The organism is Streptomyces sp. NPDC032091, assembly GCF_055580265.1.
Genome location: NZ_JBVILR010000002.1, coordinates 465,821 through 485,904, shown reverse-complemented (window position 1 = coordinate 485,904; position 20,084 = coordinate 465,821). Strand labels below are relative to the sequence as shown.

Annotated in this window: 22 protein-coding genes; 12 read left to right on the top strand and 10 right to left on the bottom strand. The window is 70.5% G+C overall.

Features of this window, described 5'->3' with window-relative positions:
* Positions 1 to 625: 625 nt before the first annotated feature.
* Positions 626 to 1,159, bottom strand: coding sequence for a hypothetical protein (locus ACZ5NJ_RS05255; protein ID WP_468762945.1), 534 nt, complete (start codon positions 1,157 to 1,159; stop codon positions 626 to 628).
* A gap of 652 nt (positions 1,160 to 1,811) precedes the next feature.
* On the opposite strand from ACZ5NJ_RS05255, the gene ACZ5NJ_RS05250 reads away from it, so the two are divergent.
* Entirely contained in the window at positions 1,812 to 2,000 is a 189-nt protein-coding gene (locus tag ACZ5NJ_RS05250; RefSeq protein ID WP_468762943.1) for a hypothetical protein, read from the top strand.
* 192 nt (positions 2,001 to 2,192) lie between these two features.
* On the opposite strand, the gene ACZ5NJ_RS05245 is transcribed toward ACZ5NJ_RS05250, so the two are convergent.
* Positions 2,193 to 3,452 (bottom strand): esterase/lipase family protein, encoded by a 1,260-nt coding sequence (locus ACZ5NJ_RS05245; RefSeq protein ID WP_468762941.1) that lies wholly within the window; start codon positions 3,450 to 3,452, stop codon positions 2,193 to 2,195.
* 481 nt (positions 3,453 to 3,933) lie between these two features.
* Complete coding sequence (locus ACZ5NJ_RS05240; RefSeq protein WP_468762939.1) at positions 3,934 to 4,419, bottom strand: hypothetical protein; 486 nt, start codon at positions 4,417 to 4,419, stop codon at positions 3,934 to 3,936.
* A 351-nt stretch (positions 4,420 to 4,770) separates the two neighbouring features.
* Here ACZ5NJ_RS05240 and ACZ5NJ_RS05235 point away from each other — a divergent pair, with 351 nt between their 5' ends.
* A complete protein-coding gene (locus tag ACZ5NJ_RS05235) occupies positions 4,771 to 5,208 on the top strand; it encodes an NUDIX hydrolase (RefSeq protein WP_468762937.1) in 438 nt (145 codons plus the stop codon).
* Between the two features lie 458 nt (positions 5,209 to 5,666).
* On the opposite strand, the gene ACZ5NJ_RS05230 is transcribed toward ACZ5NJ_RS05235, so the two are convergent.
* Positions 5,667 to 5,912 carry a TetR family transcriptional regulator gene (locus ACZ5NJ_RS05230; protein ID WP_468762935.1) on the bottom strand — a complete coding sequence of 82 codons (246 nt, stop codon included), beginning with the start codon at positions 5,910 to 5,912 and terminating at the stop codon, positions 5,667 to 5,669.
* A gap of 144 nt (positions 5,913 to 6,056) precedes the next feature.
* Here ACZ5NJ_RS05230 and ACZ5NJ_RS05225 point away from each other — a divergent pair, with 144 nt between their 5' ends.
* Genes ACZ5NJ_RS05225 through ACZ5NJ_RS05215 form a run of 3 tightly spaced genes read left to right on the top strand, consistent with a single transcriptional unit; the run spans position 6,057 to position 8,391 of the window.
* The gene (locus tag ACZ5NJ_RS05225; protein ID WP_468762933.1) at positions 6,057 to 6,425 is read left to right on the top strand and encodes a darcynin family protein; all 369 of its coding nucleotides are present in this window, start codon (positions 6,057 to 6,059) and stop codon (positions 6,423 to 6,425) included.
* Positions 6,422 to 6,850 (top strand): hypothetical protein, encoded by a 429-nt coding sequence (locus tag ACZ5NJ_RS05220; protein WP_468762931.1) that lies wholly within the window; start codon positions 6,422 to 6,424, stop codon positions 6,848 to 6,850. The genes ACZ5NJ_RS05225 and ACZ5NJ_RS05220 overlap by 4 nt, the downstream gene beginning before the upstream one ends.
* The gene (locus tag ACZ5NJ_RS05215; RefSeq protein ID WP_468762929.1) at positions 6,847 to 8,391 is read left to right on the top strand and encodes a multicopper oxidase family protein; all 1,545 of its coding nucleotides are present in this window, start codon (positions 6,847 to 6,849) and stop codon (positions 8,389 to 8,391) included. The genes ACZ5NJ_RS05220 and ACZ5NJ_RS05215 overlap by 4 nt, the downstream gene beginning before the upstream one ends.
* A 274-nt stretch (positions 8,392 to 8,665) precedes the next feature.
* Here ACZ5NJ_RS05215 and ACZ5NJ_RS05210 read toward each other — a convergent pair whose 3' ends face one another.
* Complete coding sequence (locus ACZ5NJ_RS05210) at positions 8,666 to 9,829, bottom strand: hypothetical protein (protein ID WP_468762927.1); 1,164 nt, start codon at positions 9,827 to 9,829, stop codon at positions 8,666 to 8,668.
* Positions 9,830 to 10,222: 393 nt separating this feature from the next.
* On the opposite strand from ACZ5NJ_RS05210, the gene ACZ5NJ_RS05205 reads away from it, so the two are divergent.
* The gene (locus tag ACZ5NJ_RS05205) at positions 10,223 to 10,681 is read left to right on the top strand and encodes a hypothetical protein (protein ID WP_468762925.1); all 459 of its coding nucleotides are present in this window, start codon (positions 10,223 to 10,225) and stop codon (positions 10,679 to 10,681) included.
* 587 nt (positions 10,682 to 11,268) lie between these two features.
* Here ACZ5NJ_RS05205 and ACZ5NJ_RS05200 read toward each other — a convergent pair.
* Positions 11,269 to 11,625: a hypothetical protein gene (locus ACZ5NJ_RS05200; RefSeq protein WP_468762923.1), complete on the bottom strand. Its 357-nt coding sequence runs from the start codon at positions 11,623 to 11,625 to the stop codon at positions 11,269 to 11,271.
* Positions 11,626 to 11,688: 63 nt separating this feature from the next.
* On the opposite strand from ACZ5NJ_RS05200, the gene ACZ5NJ_RS05195 reads away from it, so the two are divergent.
* The gene (locus tag ACZ5NJ_RS05195) at positions 11,689 to 12,366 is read left to right on the top strand and encodes a hypothetical protein (protein WP_468762921.1); all 678 of its coding nucleotides are present in this window, start codon (positions 11,689 to 11,691) and stop codon (positions 12,364 to 12,366) included.
* A gap of 62 nt (positions 12,367 to 12,428) precedes the next feature.
* The gene (locus tag ACZ5NJ_RS05190) at positions 12,429 to 13,520 is read left to right on the top strand and encodes a hypothetical protein (RefSeq protein ID WP_468762919.1); all 1,092 of its coding nucleotides are present in this window, start codon (positions 12,429 to 12,431) and stop codon (positions 13,518 to 13,520) included.
* A gap of 143 nt (positions 13,521 to 13,663) precedes the next feature.
* Here the strand turns inward: ACZ5NJ_RS05190 and ACZ5NJ_RS05185 are convergent, their stop codons facing one another.
* On the bottom strand, positions 13,664 to 14,131 hold the full coding sequence (locus ACZ5NJ_RS05185; protein ID WP_468762917.1) for a MarR family transcriptional regulator: 468 nt from the start codon (positions 14,129 to 14,131) through the stop codon (positions 13,664 to 13,666).
* Positions 14,128 to 14,622, bottom strand: a complete 495-nt coding sequence (locus ACZ5NJ_RS05180) for a MarR family winged helix-turn-helix transcriptional regulator (protein ID WP_468762915.1) — start codon at positions 14,620 to 14,622, stop codon at positions 14,128 to 14,130. Before ACZ5NJ_RS05180 ends, ACZ5NJ_RS05185 begins: the two co-directional genes overlap by 4 nt.
* Positions 14,623 to 14,895: 273 nt before the next feature.
* Between ACZ5NJ_RS05180 and ACZ5NJ_RS05175 the strand changes: the two genes are divergently transcribed.
* On the top strand, positions 14,896 to 15,312 hold the full coding sequence (locus ACZ5NJ_RS05175; protein ID WP_468762913.1) for a hypothetical protein: 417 nt from the start codon (positions 14,896 to 14,898) through the stop codon (positions 15,310 to 15,312).
* A 223-nt stretch (positions 15,313 to 15,535) separates the two neighbouring features.
* Here ACZ5NJ_RS05175 and ACZ5NJ_RS05170 read toward each other — a convergent pair whose 3' ends face one another.
* Positions 15,536 to 16,219: a TetR/AcrR family transcriptional regulator gene (locus ACZ5NJ_RS05170; protein WP_468762911.1), complete on the bottom strand. Its 684-nt coding sequence runs from the start codon at positions 16,217 to 16,219 to the stop codon at positions 15,536 to 15,538.
* A gap of 56 nt (positions 16,220 to 16,275) precedes the next feature.
* On the opposite strand from ACZ5NJ_RS05170, the gene ACZ5NJ_RS05165 reads away from it, so the two are divergent.
* From ACZ5NJ_RS05165 to ACZ5NJ_RS05155, 3 genes are all read left to right on the top strand, one after another.
* The gene (locus tag ACZ5NJ_RS05165; RefSeq protein WP_468762910.1) at positions 16,276 to 17,724 is read left to right on the top strand and encodes an MFS transporter; all 1,449 of its coding nucleotides are present in this window, start codon (positions 16,276 to 16,278) and stop codon (positions 17,722 to 17,724) included.
* A complete protein-coding gene (locus ACZ5NJ_RS05160; protein WP_468762907.1) occupies positions 17,721 to 18,125 on the top strand; it encodes a cupin in 405 nt (134 codons plus the stop codon). The genes ACZ5NJ_RS05165 and ACZ5NJ_RS05160 overlap by 4 nt, the downstream gene beginning before the upstream one ends.
* A 554-nt stretch (positions 18,126 to 18,679) precedes the next feature.
* Complete coding sequence (locus tag ACZ5NJ_RS05155) at positions 18,680 to 19,075, top strand: aminoglycoside phosphotransferase (protein ID WP_468762905.1); 396 nt, start codon at positions 18,680 to 18,682, stop codon at positions 19,073 to 19,075.
* A gap of 129 nt (positions 19,076 to 19,204) precedes the next feature.
* On the opposite strand, the gene ACZ5NJ_RS05150 is transcribed toward ACZ5NJ_RS05155, so the two are convergent.
* Positions 19,205 to 20,071 carry an NmrA family NAD(P)-binding protein gene (locus ACZ5NJ_RS05150; RefSeq protein ID WP_468762903.1) on the bottom strand — a complete coding sequence of 289 codons (867 nt, stop codon included), beginning with the start codon at positions 20,069 to 20,071 and terminating at the stop codon, positions 19,205 to 19,207.
* Between the last annotated feature and the right edge of the window lie 13 nt (positions 20,072 to 20,084).

The window sequence follows — 20,084 nt, the reverse complement described above, 5'->3', positions numbered from 1 at the left end:
GTCCCTCGACCAAGCGCAGCAGATCGCCGACCACATCGACGAATGCCGAGACCTGCTCACGGCAGGGACCGACATGGACAGCGTCCAGCAACACCACAAGGACCAAGGCGTCCCCATCATCCGCGCCATCCTGATCACCACCAGACTCATCGGCGATCACCCCGGTAGGCTGCAGGCCGCACGCGCGATCGTCGAATGCAGCCCCGCCCGCACACCCGACTCCGCACTCAGCGATCCGAGGCACCCAGCCCCGTAGCCCGCAGCGCCGCGTACGTCGAAGGGGTCCAGCAACATCGGCGACGAGGTATTCCAGCGCGGCCTGACGGCCCTCACGCAGCGAGGCACGGAGGAAGGTGCGGACCGGCCGGTACCCCGCGTACACGGCGAGGAGATCGCAGTCGCCTGCGAGGCCGGTCTGTGGTCGTCAGGCTCGGGGTGTGGATCTCCAACACCAAAACCCGACGCCACCAACTCACCCCGACCGACTCGCCGCACTCACGAAACTCGGCGTCGCCTGGGCATGACCTCTGCCTGATGTGGACCGGTATCCGTGGGCCCCGGGCGTGTCGCCTGGGGCCGAGGGTTTGTGCGGCTCAGGCAGGACCGCTGCACCGGGGACGGAGCCCTAGCGGCTCCTGCTCACGCACCGCTCCAGTAGTTCGTCGGCGGCATCTTCGCTGATGCCGAGCCCGGCTGCCACCTCCGTCAGATCCAGGCGCTGCGCGTCCCGGGCAGGCCAGTAGGCCCTCCGTCGAGCAATGACCTCCAGGGTACGGGCAGCCTTCAGTGCGGCCACGGGTGAGGCGTCGGCGAGGTCTTCGAGCTGCGCGTTCAGGGTCTGTAGGAGGGTGTCGAGTTCGGCGGGGAGGGGGATGGTGGACTCGGTGACGGTGACGATGTGGGCGTCCCAGTCCTCGCGGCAGTCCTCCGCCTTCTGCATGCCCGCTTCGCGGAACGCACGCCCGTCGTCATCCTCATCTCCGTCGCCGACGGCGGTGGGGACGGGGTCCAGGGTGCGGGGGGTGCCGGTCCACCCGCAGGAACACTCCCCGCGCAGTGAGTGTGCCCGCGGCCGGGGAGTGTAGGGGCCCTGGCCGTCGTAGACGCTCCAGTGCGTGACCTGCCAGCCGAACCCGCCGGAGTTGGAATCGAAGTACACCGGCTTCGGGACCGTACCACCAGCGAGGAGCACCCCGACACGGCCCACATGCGAACGCCCATACTCCTCGGCGGTCCACGTCTCGTCCCTCTTCACAGCCGCCTCCACCTGCCTGGGCCGCCAGGCGCGGCCCCTCGGCAACGAGCGTGCCGTACAGGCCGACGGGCCCGGGTGGGAATCGGCGAATCCCGGCCCTCCCGGGGGGTAGGGGCAGGTTCACTTCGGCGCGAGCAAAGCCGGCACCGTCGCCATCCATGCGCTTCGCTGCCGGGCACACCGACAACCTGCCGGAGGTGCCGCATGGGCCGGCCCACAGGTCGGCGGCCCATGCCTCCCGGTAGACCTCGGGGACGAGCGTCGCGGGCGGGGCCGACGGCCGGCGGGCAACTCGGGGGTACGGCCGACCGGGGCGGCGGGAGGGGCGGGCCGGGTGCGCGGGGACGGCGTGCACCCTCCAACGGGCTGGGCGCCGCATGATGAAGCCCCTCGCCGAGAGCGGAGTCGGGCCCCTACATGCCCGGCCGCCCGTCCACCGCGCGGGGGCGGAATACGGCTGCGCAATGACGACAACGGGCAGCCACTCCGGCGTCTGGCCCAGGCACTGCGCTCCGACGCCCCGTACGCGCGGTTCGACGCCGATGGCGAGGAGCGGGTGCTCGCCTTCATCCCCAACTCCGATGAATCCGGCGTCGGCGAACTCGTCCTCGGCCTGGCGGAAATCGAGCCGGACGGAGCCCGCCCGATCCGGCACCATTCCGCGGGGTTGCCGGGCCGGTATGCGTTCGTGCGCATCGAATCCGAAATTCCGTGCCGGATCGTGGTGCTGCGACCCAAGCCGTAGACGCTGCGCGCGGCTCCTGTCCGATGAGATCCGGGCATGGCCGCCGGAACCGCCGCCGCCTGAGCGAGCAGGGCGGCGTGGACGTCGGCACCGCGCGCCCGCTTCAGCGCCCGTCGCGGGAAGCAGCGAGGTCAAGTCGGGGGCCCGGGGGCGGGCGGGCTCGTGCGAATCCCGCCCGCCCCCGGGAGGGGGTCAGCTGTGGGCGACGATCTCGTTCACGATCCATCCGCCGAGTTCTGCGGTCATGGTGGTGTGGCCTTCGTTGCGGTCGGCGGGCAGGAAGGCGTCGAGTGCGCTGCTGTCGGGCGTGATCGGCTGGTAGAGGGCCTTCGGGTCGCTGATGTCGCCGGCGGCGAGGGCGCTGATCGCCGGGATGAAGCAGGACGTGGTGATGACGTCCGGGTCCACCGTGTTGCCGAGCAGGCTGCTGAGGAGCGCGGCGAGGCCGAAGCTGCCGGGGTCGCCCTGCTCGGAGGGTGCGGTGAACAGGCCGCCGGGGGCACCGTCGATATCGGGCAGTCCGCTGGTGCGGACCGAGACCGCCTCGCCGCCCTTCTTCTGCAGGCGGGCGACTTCCTGGTCGCCGGTCGCCTGGGTCTTGAGCCAGGTGTCGACGAGCGTCTGGCCGTCGGCCCGCATGGCGGTCACGTCGGGCTTGATGCCGTTGCCGTTGCCGGTGTCCACACCATTGGCGACACCGATCTTGCGTACGGACCGCGGCCAGCCGCCGAGCTCTTCGAGCTGCTGGAGGAACGTGACCCGCTCCGGGTCCTCCTTCACGGTGCCGGCGGCCTTCTCCAGGTGCCACCGCGCCATCTGCCGGGCGGCGGGGCTGTTGAGCAGCTCCGAGAACTGGCGCAGCTTCTCCCCCACGAGGGGGACCCCTCCCCAGTTGTCCGCAGCGAAGTGGGTGAACGCCTGCAGGGCGACCGGCAGCCACGCGCCCTGGTGCGGGGTGTCGTAGGAGAGGTACAGGGAGGTCTCGTGGTCCGGGAGGGAGGGATCCTGTTCCATCCTCGCCAGCGCGTAGCGGGTGACGAGGCCGCCCATGCTGAACCCGCCCACGACCAGCTTCGACCTGCCCACGCGCTCGGAAAGGGCCCGGCGAACGCAGTCGATGACGGCGTCCGCGTTCACCGTGATCGACGCCGCCCGGTCTTCGTAGCCCAGGATGATCACGTCCCGGCCGGTGGCGTGGAGCTCGGAGATGAAGCGGAAGACGCCGTTCTCCTCCAGGCCCGCCCAGAGCCGGTCCAGGTTGCTCGGCCCGCCGGAGAAGCCGTCGGAGAGGATGACCGGCCGGACGAGCTGCCTGCGATTCAGCGGGCTGTAGTAGACCCATGCCGTCCCACCCGTGAGCGCCCACTCGTCGTGAGGCTCCGGCGCGGCAGGGATTTCGGCTCGGGTTCCCGGAGCAGCGGGGCCCCAGATGTCGACGACGGGGGTGGTCATGATCAGTTGACTCCTCGCAGGAAGGTGTGAGGGTTCGCCGAACGGCTCACCCTGAAATCGCACCCTAAGAAGCAGAAACGTTACGGAGAGTAACCAGCGCTTCGGGTTCACGCGAAGGTGCCTGCATTTGACATAAAAGGTGTGCACGTGAGCAAAAACGGGGAAACTGCGTCGGCCCTTCGTTGGGCCAAACCGACGGGCCCAGGGCTCCCGGGTCCTGTCGTCACACGTCACGCCCGCATCAGGGCTGATGCGAGGGGCGCGCGCCGCACGTGATGGCGTACCGACACGGTCATCGGGTGGTCGAGCCGGTTTGCCATGACGTCGATGTCAGCGAAGCGGGTGCGAGCACGCTCCGGCTCCGCCCCGACCTCTGCTGGCGGTCATGACCGGTCGATGACCAGCGGTGCGAGGGCGGCGTGTTGGGTCGCGGTGCGTTTGTGGCGTCGGCTCGCGGTGTCGGACGAGGCGCCCGCCTCGTTCATTCCGCGGCAGGCTGGACTTGCGGGCGCGGGCGTCTGTGGTTGATCAGGTGCCAGTCCGCGCGCAGCTCGAAGCGGGCGGTATAGGCAACGTCCATCGGGTTGGCCGGTACCGGCGGACTGCCGCAGGAGAGCTGTACCTCTGAAGCGGTGGTGAGGCGGGCCAAGGCATTGCGGAGCGTGCAGAGCTCCACTCCGGTGGCCTTGGCCAGCCGGAGCAGGGAGGTTCGGGGTGCGGGTCCTTCCTGGGATGTCCACTGACCTGCCAGGTACAGCAGGACGGCGTCCTCTTCAGGGCCGTCGAGAGCGGACTGGGTACGCTGCTCGTGCTCGATGCGGCGCAGCATGAATTCGACCTGTGGGGGGAGCACCCCGCGGGCCCGGTCACGGTCCCTGCGTTCGCGGGCCGCGTCCAGGACACGACGTGCGTTGATGCACGCTTGCTCTTTCGTGATCAGGCCATCGGTGTGGGACTCACTTGTCACGATTCTCTTCTTTGCTAGGTCCAGATGGTGCCTGGGCGTGCGTAAGGTGAAGGCGCTGAAACTTGCCGAAGGCAGCGGCGTTGACGGTGATACGGCCGTTGGTGAGCGTGACCAGGACGTCACCGTTGTGGACCTGGCGGTCTCCTCCGTCAACGCGCGCATCGGCCGAACCGGCCTGACTGCTGACAGCACGGCCAAGGCCGGAGTCCTCGGCCTCAGACCGTCGCTGGCCAGGGAACCCCCGCCAGTGTGTCCCCCGCCGCATCGTTCATCACCGCCCGGTCGTTGACCGTCGACTGCGGCTGGATGCCCCACTGACCCAGGACCGACCACCCCCAAGGAGACCAGCTCATGAAGCAGCGTGTCCGCGCCATCCTGCTCACCGCCGCAGGCACCATGCTCGTCATCAACCGCATCCGCCCCGGCATCCCTCCGTACCAGGTCCTCGTCGGCGGCGGCGTCGAGCCCGAGGACGCCGGCCTGGAAGCAGCGCTGCTGAGGGAGGTTCGCGAGGAGATCGCCGGCGAAGCCGTCAACCTGCTCCCCTTCTGCCGGATGGAGAACGACGAGGGCGAGACCGAGCACTTCTACCTCGCCCAGATCGCCGTCTGGAACTTCGACGACCGCACCGGCCCGGAGTTCGCGCGCGACGACCGCGGTGAGTACCTGCTCGAAGAGGTCCCGTTCACCGCTGAGGCGATCGAGGGACTCAATCTGATGCCGCCGCAGATCAAGGACGCGCTACTCGACGCGATCGGCGCGGGAAGCCTCGCCCTCCCCGTGGCGTAGCCAGCCGCCGCCGGGCGGGTACCCAGCCGCAGAGGCCGGGTGGTGTGCTGAAAGTCAGGCTGCGCTTTCGGCTGCGACGGGTGTGTGCTGGGTTTCCGTACGTGGCGAGGGCTCGCTCAGTACCCGTCCCGTACTCCTGCTCGCTGATCGCCTGCTGGCGCGTCGGGGAGGGCAGCAGGGCGATCAGGCGACAAGGCGGTGAAAGTCGCCGGGCGCAGGGTTGAGGGAGAGCGGGTGGATGACTCGGCGCGGATGCCCCTGCCAGCGATCGCCGCACCGCAGGCACCCGTACCGCGCGGCTGCGGGCGAACTCGGGCAGTCCCAGCGCCTCCTGCTCACTTTGCCGCGTCTGCCGGGCAGGTCTTGGCGAACCAGCGCCGGTCGTCTTCGCCATCGGTGACATGGTTGCGCGTTGCGGTCCCTTGCGGGCCGTCCACCACCGCAGTGGCGACGATGCCCTAGAAGCGCCGCAGGACACCAGCCACATCCCCGGCCATGGCCGCCGGCTTGGACTGCGCGTTCACCGCGACGCCCCGGAACGGACCCGGTGATCCACTCGGGATCGAGGTCCGCGGGGGGTATAGGCCCGGCGCCGTCAGGCCCATCTCCTCGGCGACGGCGCGGACTGTGACTGCGGCGGGCCCCTCCTCGACCAGCAGTCGGCGGGCGATGCGCGTCGCGTCGGCCAGTGCCTCCTCGCACACGCGGTGCCGACGCCGCGCCGCCGGGGCTCCGGTTCCGGACGGTTCGTCATCTGGGCCCGTCCGCCTTCCACTTGACAAAGTTAACAGGTATCACTTTAGCTTCCTGTCAGAGTTAACGGTGTAAACAATTGCTTTGGGGGACTCATGACGTACGGCATCGTGCTGACCTACACGCTCACACCGCGCTGGCTGGCCCTGCCGCGCGAGGAGCGCAACCGCATGCGCGCCACGCACATCGAGCCGGTGTTCGCCCGGTACGCGGACCGCGTCTCGGCCCGGTTCTTCGACGGCGAGGCCTTCAACAGCCGCTTCTCCGACTTCGCCGTGCTGGAGACCGAGGACCTGGGCGCCTACTACTTCCTCGTCGAGGCGCTGCGCGACACCCCGCTCATCAGCGAGGGCCACCTCGTCCTCGGCGAGGTCATCCTCGGCGTGCGCGACGGCTTCCAGACCTACGAACGCCACCTCGCCCCCGCCCCCGCGTCCGCGCCGGCCACGGAGACCGGGGCGTGAGCAGGCGCAACACCGGCGCGGGGCGGTGGCCGCTGCACCTGATGCGGGCCGCGGCCGCACTGGCGCTGCTCGACACGCTCACACAGGCCGCTCTGGCCGGCCTCTTCGTCACCGGCGACCTCGATCTGCTGGCCTGGCACTCGGCCAACGCCGACGTGCTGGCCGCGCTCACGCTCGGGCAGGCAGCGGCCGCGCTGCTGGTGCGGCGCCGGCTGGGCGGGCCCCTCTGGCCGATCGGCGCGAGCGCCCTGCTGGCTGTCCTCGTGGGCGCGCAGCAGGCCCTGGGAGAGGCCCGGATGCTCGCCGGGCACCTGCCGCTCGGGATGGCGATCTTCGGACTGGCCACCGCCCTGGCCTGCTGGACCTGGACCTTCACCCCCGCCCCGGCCGACGCACGCAGGGAGCCGGCGGAGGTGACCGGGTGAGGCCCTCGCTCGGCCGGCGACTGTTCCTGGGACTGGCCGCCGGCGCCGGTGCGGCCCTCACCCTCGGCGCAGCCGGCATCTCCCGCCTGGCGGGCGCGTCCACCGGCCGCATCCTCGCCAGCACCGCCCTCCTGCCCCAGCCCTTCACCGTGCCGCTGCCCATTCCACCGACCGCACGGCCCGTCCGCAGGGAGCAGGGCGCGGACGTCTACGAGCTGGAGCAGCGCGAGGGGAAAGCGGAGATCCTCCCCGGGCTGACGACCACCGTGTGGGGGTACGACGGGACCTTCCCCGGACCGACCATCGCCGCCCGCTCCGGACACCCCGTACGGGTCCGCGTGCACAACAACCTGACCGTGCCCACCGTCACCCACCTCCACGGCGGCGTCACCCCGCCCGAATCCGACGGCTACCCCACCGACCTGCTCCTGCCCACCCGCTGCGCCCCCGGCCAGACCCGCGAACACGCCATGGGCGCGCACGGCGGGAACACCACCACCGCCTACCGCACCTACGACTACCCGCTGGCCCAGCAGGCCGCCACGCTCTGGTACCACGACCACCGCATGGACCACAGCGCACCCCAGGTCTGGCGCGGCCTCGCCGGCTTCTTCCTCATCGGCGACGACGAGGAAGACGCGCTTGCGCTGCCCCGCGGCGAACGGGACGTCCCGTTGATGCTGTGCGACCGATCGTTCAACGCGGACGGCTCCTTCCGCTATCCCGAACGTGCCCACGACGACTTCCCCGACGGCGTCCTCGGCGACGTCCAGCTCGTCAACGGCGCCCCCTGGCCCGCGCTGGAAGTCTCAGCCTGCCGCTACCGGCTGCGCCTGCTCAACGGCTCGAACGCCCGCCGCTACCGGCTGCGCCTCGACGTCGAAGGGGGCGGCCGCGGACGGTTCACGCAGATCGGCAGCGACGGCGGGCTGCTGCCCACGCCCCAGAACCTCGACAGCATCGACATCGCACCCGGCGAACGCTTCGACGTCATCGTCGACTTCGCCGACCATCCCGTCGGCAGCCGCATCCGTCTGCGCAACAGCGCCGCCGACGGCCCGATGCGCGAGATCATGCGCTTCGTCGTCGTCCGCGCGGCCAAGGACACCACCCGCATACCGGCCCGGCTGTCGACCCGCTACGAAGACCTCGCGCCCGCCACGGGTATGCCGGTCCGCACCTTCGACTTCCGCCGCACACCCGCCGGTGACGAGCAGCGGATGTGGACCGTCAACGGCAAGCCGTTCCACCTCGACACCGTGCTCGCCCGGCCGCGCCTCGGCGCCGTGGAGCGATGGCGCCTCAGCAGCGACTTCCACCACCCCGTCCATGTCCACCTCGCCCAGTTCCAGGTCACCGCCCGCGGCAACCACCCACCCGAGCCCAAGGACGCCGGCTGGAAGGACACCGTGGACCTGCGCCCCTACGAGATCGTCGAAGCCCTCGTCCGCTTCACCGGCCACAAGGGCCGCTACATGATCCACTGCCACAACCTCGAACACGAGGACATGGCCATGATGGCCAACATCCAAGTCACCTGAGTCCCGACTGACCAAGACCGCGCATCGGCCCCGACAATAGGGCCGACCAAGGCTTCCGGACCGGGCGGACAGCAGCGGCCTGGTCCAGCCCAGAGGTAGTGAGGGGATTGCGTGGGCGGTGATTCACCAACCCCCGATGATCCCCGCCTCGGGCAGCTGTTCGGCAGATGGGGCCGTCAGGTTGCGAGGGCGACAACCCACTTCGAAGCGGGCATTGCGAAGCGCCTCGGGAGCAGGAGCCCAGCACGCCATATCGCCATGGGCTGCCCGCACCCTAGGGCAGTGTGATGTCGAGACCGATCGCCCATGCGCTCAGGTGCAGCAGGGGCACGGGTTTCGAGCCGGTATGCGAGGGCTTGCCCGGGTGGGTGACGTGTAGTTTGAGCAGGCGGGCGAGCCGGAGACGTTCGCTGGGGGTGGCCCAGGCCTGGTGTCGGTCGAGGAGTTCGACGGTCGCGGTATTGAAGGCGGCGCCGTTCTGCTGGGTGCGGGTGACGGCGCTGAGGTAGAAATCCAGGTTCGCGTTGCCGGGCGTGCTGGTGGGATCGGTCGCGGTGGCACCGTCTGGGGTGGTGCCGAGAAACGCTGCGCCGAAGCTGGGCAGCGGAGTCGCCGCGCCGGGCAGGACATTGCCCGTGGAGTGGGTCAGCCGCTGCCGGCCGTGGTCGTCCCGCGTGTTCAACAGCGCCATCAGACCAGTGTTGAGCCTGCGAGACAGCTCGGTGCGTGCCGGGGTCAACTGCGGCTGTTCGAGGAGGAGCCGCCCGTAGTAGGCGGTGTGCAGGGTGGTGCTGGTGAGTTCTTCGTTCGCGTTGACCGGGGGGTCTTGGTGCAGGGTCTCGTGCGAGAGGGTGGCCCCGAGCAGCCGGAAGTCCTCGTAGCGGAACCTCTCGTTGAAGACGATCTCCGGCCCCTGCGGCGTGCCGACGACCTGAGCGACGGCGGCGGGGTTCGGTACGGTGCCGAATTTGACCTGACGGAAGACACCGTGCCGGATCGCTTGGATGCCGGCCTGCGCGGGGGTGGCGGCCAGGGAGGCGAGGGCGGCTCGCAGGTTCGGATCAGGGACGATCACGGTGATCGGATGGCTCTGGAAGACGGCGAGTGCCTCCTCGACCACCCGACGCCCGCGGGACCTCAGGGTGGCTTTCAGCTGTGCGGTCAGTTCCTGCTCGGTGATGCGGCGGGGCCGTGCGGGCTCCATCGGCGGACCGCCGGGGTAGGCCTGGGTGGTGAACAAGCTGACGTCGATGGGTGGGAAGGGCGGCTGGGCAAGCAGCCGTTGGGCTTCGACGTCAAAGCCGCTGGCATCTACATGAGCGCTGGCGGCGCCGTGATGAGCTGACGCGGGCGGGGCCATCACCAGGAGGGAGGTGGTCAGCAGCGGCGTGGCGGCGAGCAGGGCGGTGACACGCCGCCACGCACGAAGAGCACTCATGCAGCATGCCTATCCGGCGGGAGTGGCACGCCCGGTGGAGCGCGCCGCCTCAAGCCGGGCTTTCACCCACCTGACCGGACCTCACCACCCGAACCGCTGATCGCCAAGGGCCCCTCCCGCAACCGCCGGCCAGCACGCCGACCGGCAGCCCTACGGCCGTGCGTACGCTCGATGCCCCCGCCACCGGAACCGGCACGCCCCGTAGGCGGGCACTCCACCAGCCTTCTCGCGGATGCCGCAGGCGGTCCGGGCGGAGAAGGACGCGGCCGGCTGCATCGACTGGCTGGTGTCGGTCGACTCGATGATCGTACGAGCCCACCACACGTCATGGAGGGCTTCCGAGGGTGCTTCGGATCGGTCACCATGGAGGTCCGTCGGCGATCCGAGGTGGGGATGAGCGAGGGTGGGGACGTTCTGGACGGGCAACCGGAGCAGGTAGGACCCGCGCCGTGGCTGGCGCTGGCCTGTACGGTCGGGTTGTTTCTGGCCTACGTCGTGCTGATGAACTGCACTGGAGAGCTGCGGACGGCGCTGTGGGGCGAGCCCGGCACCGTGACCGAAGTTGACTGCCGGACGTATGACGCCACCGTGGCCAATGCGGGAACGTCGACGTCCTGCTCGGGCACCTTCACCCCGGACGACGGCGGCTCGCCGTTCGACGTCCCCGTCGAGGGCGACACCGATGCGCAACCGGTCCGCGCGTGGCTGGTGGACGGTGCATCCGGCACCGCGTACGTCTCACCAACGGTGTGGGCCGGGGTGCTCCCGGTCGGGCTGTCCCTCCTCCTGGCGGGCCTCCCGGCGGCGGTGACGGTGAAGCACGTGCGCCGCGTCCGCGCACAGCGCCCTTAGGGGGTCCGTACCTGTAGACGAACCCATCATCGATGACGGTGAGGGCCGTTCCCGGTGTCAGGCCCTCGATGTCACCGTTCCCCGTCGACCCGGCGGAGGTCGATGCCGTCGCCGCCGGCACCACCTTGCCCAGCGCCGCCCAGCGCCGCCCAGCGCTACAGCACCACGATCAAGCCCTCCGCTGGCCCCGGTGCGGGCACCTTCTGCTTCGAATGTGAGGTGTGGTCACCATCACCGCCTGCCACACGAGCCACATCAGCGTCACGGGGCACGGCGGGCCGAGGCCGAGGGTTGCAGCACCGTCCCTTCCGATACTCATCTGCTACCTGGAAGTAGAGAATTCCTGGGTAGATGCAATGGTCAATGCCTGCTAAAGTCCGCATGCGCTGCTCTGGACAGGGTGGCGAGATGGCCGGTCCGAACCCCCCAGCCTGCCCCTTGAGCGGCGTACATCCGCGAGGCAGGCAGCCGTTGTGATGCCGTGGCGATGCCGCACCGACGACGCCCGTGCGCCCCTTCCGCTCCGTGCCGCCCACGCCCGCCCATGCCGCCTTCGAGGCCCATCCGCCCGCCCCGCTCTTCGCTTGTCACCCGTCAGATGGGGAGATCCACATGAACGCAGGACTTCTGCGCCGTTTCGTCACCGGCAGGACGCTGGTACTCGGCGCCGTTCTGGCCTTGGCCGTGCCGGGAACCGCCCACGCCAACACCGTCGGCGTGACCGTGAAGACCCCTGGGGCCACCAGCGGCCCCGCCTCCGCCAACTCCGAGATATCGACCCACGGCGACTGTTCCAGCGGCCTCGTCGCCGGCGGCGGAATCAACCAGGCCATCGGCACCGGGCCGAGCGTGAACGGCAACCACGTCAACGGCACCTCGCCCAGCTCCAACGGCACCACCGAGTACACGGCTCCACCGGTGTCGTCGGCACCGACGTCACGCACTGGCTCGGCATCGGCGGAAGCGGGGGCCAGGTCAACGCCTCCTTCTCCACCACCCCGTACGCCATGTGCTTCACCAGCAACCTGATCAACCACACCCAGGTCGTCATGAACAAGGCCAACACCCCCACCGCCGGGGCGACCGCAGGCCTCGTCACGGCGACCTGCCCGGCCGGCACCCGCTTGCTCGGGGGCGGCGCCCGCACCACGCCGGGCAACACGGGCAGCCTCAAGACGATCGCGAGCTTCCCCACCTTCAACGACTCCGCGCACGCCTTCGGCGCGAAGGCCACGGCGGACGGAGAGACCAACCCCGACTCCTGGTCGGCGGCCGGCTGGGACTCCGGCGCCAGCGGCGCCGACTACACGTACGCCTACGCGATCTGCAGCGGAAGCGGCATCACCGTCAGCGGCGCCACGGTGAAGGTCCGCTACACCGAGGTGAGCGGCCCGACCACCGGCAGCACCGGCCAGACGGCGACCGTGGGCTGCGGCCAGGGCGACGGGAACCTGGTCAGCGGCGGCGCCGCGATCAGCGGAGGCAGCGTGACCACCACCAGCTTCACGGGGCCGGGCTCGGGCGGCGACCACCTGGGCGGCAGCTTCCCCAGCACCTCCGGCGGCGCCGCGGTCGCCGACGGGACCACGGCGGCGTACTGGACGGCCTCCGCCCACACCGGAGGCCAGTCCTCCCCCGGCACCCACACCGACGCCTGGGCGCTGTGCGCCAACGACGGCGTCTGAGGCAGCCCGTTCCCGACCGCCGGACAGCCGGCCATGCGCACGCACACCAGAGAGAGAATCCGATGAGCACAAAACTCCGGCGGGGCTCCGCCACGGGCAAGGCCCTGATCCTTGCCGCCCTGCTGACCGTGGCGGTGCCGGGATCCGCGTACGCCAAGACCGCCGACGTCACCGTCGTCACCCCCGGGGCCACGATGGGCCCCCCGACCCCGTTCACCGGGGTCTCCTCGCACGCCGACTGCCCCGACGGCCTCGTCTCCGGCGGCGGAACCGACCAGGCCATCGGCAGCGACGAGATGTCCAACGGCAACCACGTGATGGGCATGGTGCCCAGTGCCGACGGCGCCACCGAGTACACGGACACCCCCGGGATCATCGGCAGCGACGCCACGCACTGGATGGCGTTCGGCGGAAGCGGCAGCCGCAGCAGCGACGCCTTCTCCACCACCCCGTACGCCATCTGCCTGCACAGCAACCTGATCAGGCACACCCAGGTGGTCATGAACAAGGCCTCCGGGCCGACCAGCGGGCTGTCGTCCAAGCTCGTGACGGCGACCTGCCCGGCGAACACCGTCCTGATCGGCGGCGGCGCCCGCACCACCCCGGCCGGCGTCGGCAGCCTCAAGCCGATCGCCAGCTTCCCCACCTTCAACGACGCCGCGCATCACTTCGGCTCGATCGCGGCGGGCGCCGGCGAGCGCGACCCCGACTCCTGGACGGCGGTCGGCGGAATCGGCGGCGGACGCGGCGCGGACAACATGACCTACGCCTACGCGATCTGCAGCACTGACGACATCGACCTCAAGCACGTGTCCACGACGGTGCACTTCACCGAAGTCAGCGGCCCCGACACGGCCTCCACGGGACAGACCGTGACGACAGGCTGCTCCCGCGAGGACGGGCAGCTCGTCAGCGGCGGCGCCGCGATCAGCGGCGGCAACGTGACCACGACCGACTTCAGCAAGGCGACCTCGGGCGGCCCCCACCTCAACGGCAGCTTCCCCAGCGACGCCGCCGGCACCCCGGTCGGCGACGGGGGCGCCAACCCGTCGTACTGGACGGCGGCCACCCACAGCGGCGGTTCGCCCTCCCAAGGCAGCTACTCCGACGTCTGGGCGCTCTGCCTGGACGTGCAGCATGGGCACAAGCGGTAACGCAGCTTCAGTGTCGTTCCCGCCCCAGCCGGACCTCCATCGCCCGCCGGCGACACCGGAGGACCGGCCTGCTCCCCCGGCCCGGCCGACCGCAGCCGGCGCCCGCCCATGTTCCGAGGGCCTGGCGGTGGGCGGGTGGGCGGTCAGGCGGTCAGGGTGGCGAGCTCGGCGTTGGCGCGCTCGGTGACCAGGGCGAGGACGCGGCCGGCGGCGGCCAGGTCGTCGGCGGGTATCCCGCCCCAGACGCGGTCGGAGATGGGGGCGGTCTCCGCGGCGAGGGCCGCGAGGAGCTCGCGCCCCGCGTCCGTGGCGTGGAGGTGCGCGCCGTCCGCGGTGAGCAGGTGCTTGGCCTGGAGCTCGTCGAGGGTGGCGTGGATGTCGGCCGGGTCGGCCTTGAGGGAGCTTTGGACCTGGGTGACGAGTTCGTCCGCTGTCTGCGGGGCTTCGGCGGTGACGGCGGCGCGCAGGGCGATCTGCTGCTGGAACGTCATTCCTTGGCGGGCCAGGACACGTTCCAAGACGCCGCGGGCGGCGTAGTGGGCCAGGCCGAGGGCGCGCGCGTCGGCGGCGGGGGCGGTGGTGGATGCGGTGGTGGATGCGGTGGTGGTCATGGTGTTGTCCTCTGGCTTGTCTGGTCGTCGGGTACCGATGGTGCGAGAGGTGCGTCGAGCAGGTTCGTCAGCTCGGCGGTGAACGCGTGCGTCCGCGGGGCGTCGAGGCCGCCGAGCGGTTCCAGCAACTGCTGATGGAGTTGCTGGACCACCGTGATGGCCTGCCGGGTGACCGCCTGGCCCTGCTCGGTGAGGGCGAGCTGCATGGCGCGAGGGTCGCGGGGATCACGGGTGCGTTCGATCAGGCCGGCCGACTCCAGGGTGCGCGCCAGCTTCGAGACGTACAGGGCCTCCAGGCCGGTGTGGTCGGCGAGCTGGCGCTGACTGGGCCGCTCGCCGGCACGCTGCATACCGTGCAGCGATGCGACGAGTGAGTACTGGGCGTGGGTCAGGCCCAGCGGTGCCACCGCACGATCGACGGCGACGCGCCACTTGTTGGCGAGCCGCCACACCAGGAAGCCGGGCGTGGGACCCGGTGAACCGTTGCTCATACGGAATACATTACATGGCTACCATGTCCATGGCTACTATTTGGCGCCGTGACCACCGCTCCTTCCTGCGGGGGCCGCGCGGCGCCCGCTCATCTGGCCTGGAGGGATACCCGCCGGATTGCCTCGCCTGCCTGCCGATCCGGGGTCGCGGATTGCGGGGTCCGGCGGGCTGTGTCAGCGTGGTTAGCCGAAAGCTCGGGGATCTCAGGGGCGGGGACGACCAGAGGAATCCCGGACGAGGGGAAACCCATGAGGCACATTCCGAGTACTGCCGTGAGCACGGCCGCAGCCCTGCTCCTGTCCGTCGGCGGAGCCTCCGCCGCCTTCGCGGCCGATCCGAGCCCCAATCAGAGCGCGGCCGCGGCGCAGTTGTGTACGGACTTGAACAAACTCCGGTCCGACGCGACGGCACTGGTCGGACTGAAGCCGGCGGCCGCGACCAAGGACCAGGTCAAGGACGCGTACAACGACGTCAGGGACGGCTGGGACGAGGTCTCGAAGTCCACGGCGGAATGGAATGCGGCACAGAAGCAGGCCGTGAAGTCCGCGGCAGACGGGCTGAAGAAGACCTGGGACGACCTGCCGGGCAACACGACCGGCGCCGAGGCCGCCACCAAGCTGAAGCCGCAGGCCCAGATGCTGGACAGCGCGGTGAAGTCCGCCCGGACCGGCCTGAAGTGCCCGGGCTGACGACCACACCCGGACCCGTGAAAGTGACCCCGCGGCGTGTAACCACGCCGCGGGGTCACCGGTTCTCCGAGCCTTCGGAGCCGTACGCCCCTGTCCGGCAAGCCGTCGCCTGAAAGCCCTCCTGGACGGCGGCCGCACGCTCGGGGCGAAGCCGGCGCGGACCGTACGGGCCCGTACGGCGCCTGCGGCGGCGGGCACGGCCCCTATGAACGGAATGAGCAGGTCAACGGGGAGCCAGGAGGCCGTCTACCAGGGCTCGGAGCCCGTCCAGGTAGGTGTCCTCGGCGGTCAGGGGTGACCACTGGTCCGCGACCTGCGCCAAGCGGGGTAGCCGGCTCGGGTCGAGTTCGGCGAAGACTCGCTCCCGGTAGGTGGGGCGGTCGTCGTCTGTGCGCCGCCGGGCCGCTGCCACCCGGACCACGATCTCTCCGGCGGTGTAGTACCAGATCGCGCGGTAGCCGTGTACTGCCCGCTCGGGGGACAGGCCGCAGCCGACCAGGCCGTCAACGATCTGTTCGACGAACCAGAGAGCGGATGTGGCCATCAGGTCGTCGGCGGTCAGCACCTCCACGATCCAAGGGCAGGCGGCGAGCGCGTCGTGGATCGCGGCAGCGGCGACGACGATCCGCTCACGAGGCTGAGCGGGCAGTTCGGGACGTTGCAGCGTCCGCGCGGCGTAGTCGTCCAACAGCAGGAGGAGCAGTTCTTCCTTGTTGCGGACGTGGTGGTAGAGCGCCATCGGCGTGCTGCCGATCTCCGTGGCCAGTCGCCGCATCGTCAGCCGGGCCACGCCTTCCGCGTCCACGATCCGACGGGCCGTTGCGACGACCTCCTCGCGGGAGATGCGGGGAGGTCGACCGAGGGTTTTGCGCGGTGCGGTTTTGCGCGGTGCGGACGGTTGCGGCATGCCCCCATCATCTCCCAGGCGTCGACAGCGGTGATCCCTTCGGCTACTTTCTTTACATGTATAGAAAATACCGAGGGAGACCCGGCGTGGTGCTGACGGCGGTGGCCGTCGCCCAGTTCGCCGTCGCCCTGGACCTGTCGGTGGTCAACGTCGCCTTACCCGCAATGCGCACCGCGTTGGGGTTCGCACCGCTCGACCTTTCGTGGGTCGTGCATGTCTACGCGCTCACGCTCGGCGGATTTCTGCTGCTGGGTGGCCGCGCATGCGACCTGTACGGCCGGCGCCGGCTGTTTGTGCTGGGTCTGGCCGTCTTCGGGCTGTTTTCCCTGGCGGGCGGGCTGGCGCAGGCGCCCTGGCAACTGATCGCCGCCCGCGCCGGTCAGGGCATCGGAGCCGCCGCGGCCACTCCGGCCACCTTGGCGATGCTCACCACCACGTTCACCGAGGGCCCGCAGCGCGTAAGGGCGCTCGGGGTGTGGAGCGGGGTGAACGCCGCGGGAGGGGCACTGGGCGTACTGGCGGGCGGGCTGCTGACCGAGTACGCGGGCTGGCGCTGGGTGATGCTGGTCAACCTGCCCATCGTCGCGGTGGCTCTCGCGCTGGTCCGCGCAGGCGTGCCCGCCGAAGCACGGCCCGCCCGGCGCGAGAGGCTGGACGTGCTCGGTGCCGTCCTCGCCACTGGTGGAGTCGGGCTGCTGGTGACCGGTGTCGTGCGCACCGACACCCACGGAGGGGGCTCCCCGGCCACCTGGACGATGCTCATCGCCGCGGCCACGCTCCTGGCCGCCTTCGTCGTCACCGAATCCAGGGCTCCCGCACCACTGTTGCGCCTCGGCCTGCTGCGCAGCCGCTGGGTCGCCGGCGCCAACGTGCTGGTCTTCTTCTCCACGGCCGGGCAGTTCGCGGCGTTCTATTTCGTGTCCCTGTACATGCAACAGGTCCTCGGCATGGGGGCCGCGGCAACCGGCGCCGCGTTCCTGCCCTTCTCCGCGAGCCTGATCGCGGGCACCGTCGTCGCGACCCGCGTCACCGCCGCACGCACCCCCCGCGCGTCCCTGGTGCCCGGCGCCCTGCTCGCCGCCGCCGGCCTGTCCTGGTTCGCCCTCATCAGCCCCGACGGCGGCTTCCTCACCGATGTGCTCGGCCCCTGCGTCATCACCGGCACCGGTGTCGGACTGGTCATAGCCCCGATCGTCGCCGCCGCGACCACTGGCGTCGCCCCCCATGAGGCCGGCATGGCCTCCGGCCTCATGAACAGCTCCCGCCAACTCGGCGGCTGCGTCGGCCTGGCCTCCCTGGCCACCGTCGCCACACACCGCACCGGCACGGCCACCCACCCCGCCGCGCTCAACGACGGCTACGCCTTGGGCCTGGGCATCGCCGCCGCCCTCTTCGCCATCGCGGCAGTCGTGGCGATCGTCGTGCTGCCCCGCCGCCTGTCCGAAACACCCGAGCCGCGACCTGCCACCGCCGCGGAGAACCCACTGGAAGGAACGCTGTCATGACGACGACGCGCATCTCACCCATCGACTTGTTCGCCTCGGCGCTGCACATCCACCCCGACGGCGACGTCAAAGCCGCCGAACGGCGAATGACGAGCAACGACACGGGCGCCTGGCAGATCGCGACGTTCCACGTCGAGACCGACGCCGACGTTCACGCCGACCACTGGGAGATGCACCCGGATGCCGAGGAGGCGGTGTGCTGCCTGGCCGGCGGTGTCCGCCTCTACTTCCGTCCCACCAAGCCCGACGACACCGAGGACATGGTGGAGTTGCAGCCGGGCACCGCCGCGATCGTCCCCCGTGGCCGCTGGCACCGCCTGGAGCTGGACGCCCCCAGCGACCTGATGTCGATCACCCTTCGCCACGGCACCCGCCTCGAAAAGCGTACCGACACTCGCTGACAGCGCGGTGGTCCGGCCGAGCCTGCCGCCGGAGACGTCCTCCGGTCTGCTGCTGCTCGACCCGCTGCACGTGGCCGGCGGCATCGCGCTGGCGGGCGCCCTGCCCGTCAGCCTGGCAGGATCGCCTCCCATGAGTTCTGACCGATGGAGCACCCATACGATCGAGATGGGGCCAACCAGTGTGACCAAGCGCTTCCGGGACCGTGGCCGGGAGCGGTGCGAGCGCGAGTGGCGTGCCCTGACGCTCCTCGACGCCTACGCGCCCGGCCTGGCCCCGGAACCGCAGCTGACGGATCCCGCTGCCGCCGTGCCCCTCGTGGTGATGTCCCGGCTGACCGGCGAACCCCTGCGCGGTCGCCCCCACGACGAGCGACAGGTGAAGGCTCTGGCGGAAGCCGTCACCACCCTGCACAGCGCGGTGCCACCGCACGTGCTCGCCGGGATCCCACGCAGACCCGGACATCAAGGCGAACTCGTCGCCCACATCCGCACCTGGTCCGCAAACGGACGCTCGGACGTCAGCAACAGCGGTGTCCCGGGGCAAGGAAGCGGGCTTGGCATGGCTGGCCCAGTCGGGCCTGGAGACCGCTGGGGAGCCGGCCGTTCCAGCGGTGTTCGGCCCTGGAGACGGCAACCTCGCCAATTACCTCTGGGACGGCACCAGGGTCCGGGTCGTCGACTTCGAGGACTCCGGTCGCAGTGACCGCGCTTTCGAGCTGGCCGAGATCACCGAGCATGTGTCGAGCTGGGTGGACCATCCCCTTGATGTCCCGTCGTTCCTGGGGCACTTCGAGCTGACCGCAGCTGAAGCCTCCCGGCTCCGAGATTGCAGACGGCTCCTCGCCCTCGTCTGGCTGTTCCTGCTGTCGTTCGACGACCCGGACAACCCCAGGAACCCGCCCGGCACCGCGGATAGGCAGGCCGACCGCCTACGGGAACTGCTGGGGTGAAGGGGACGCCCCCAGTCCGCCAGCAGGAACAGGCCTGGCGACGGGCCAACCCTGGCCCATCCACCGCTCTGACACCTCGGTGAAGGATCGACGGCGCCGCGTAGCCGCCGGCGGCGGCACGGCGGTCGGTCAGGCGGTCTTGGTGAACGCGTGGAGATGTTCGCGGAGGAAGGTGTGCAGCGTCCTGGCGGGGCGGCCGAGGACGGTCTCGATGGTGTCGTTGGGAGATTCCGGGCGGGCGATGGCCAGTTGCTGGATCTCCACCACGTGGCTGGCGAGCCAGGGCGGCATGTGTGCGGTGGACACGAGGTGGCTGTGGAACTCGCTCGGTGGCAGGTCGATGTAGCGAACGGGGCGGCAGGTCAGCTCGCCGAGCAGGCGGGCGAGCTCGGGGTGGCTGAAGGCCCGCGGGCCGGTCAGGGTGTAGGTGGCGCCGGCAAGGCTGGGGCGCAGGAGGGTCTCGGCGGCGACGTCGGCGATGTCTCGGACGTCGATGTAGTTACAGGGTGCCCCGCGCATGGCGCCGATGAGTACGCCCTCGGCGATCGCTGGGGCGTTCAGGAGCAGCTTTTGCATGAATGCGTAGGGCCGGAGCAGCGTAGCCGTCATGTCGGTTGCCGCCAGGTGTTCCTCGACCCGCCAGTGGCTGCGCGAGATGGCCACCGGTGAGGCGGGCTCGGCTGCCGGGGCGGAGAGTTTGACCACGTGCCGTACTCCGCGGTGGGCCGCGGCGTCTATCACGTTGGTTTCCAGCTCGGCTTGACGCGGGCTGTTGGCCATGGCGAGGAACAGTTGCGTGGATCCCTCGAACGCGTCGCGGAGCGTCCGGGGGTCTTCGGCGTCCGCTCCGACGATCTCGACTGGCGTGTTGGTGCCGATGGCGGCGCGCAGGTTGTCGGGCGTACGGCTGACGGCGCGGCAGGGGACGTCGAGTTCGACGAGCCGCCGGAGCAGGGCGCTGCCGGTGGCGCCGGTGGCGCCGATGATGGTGATCACAGTGTGGCCTTTC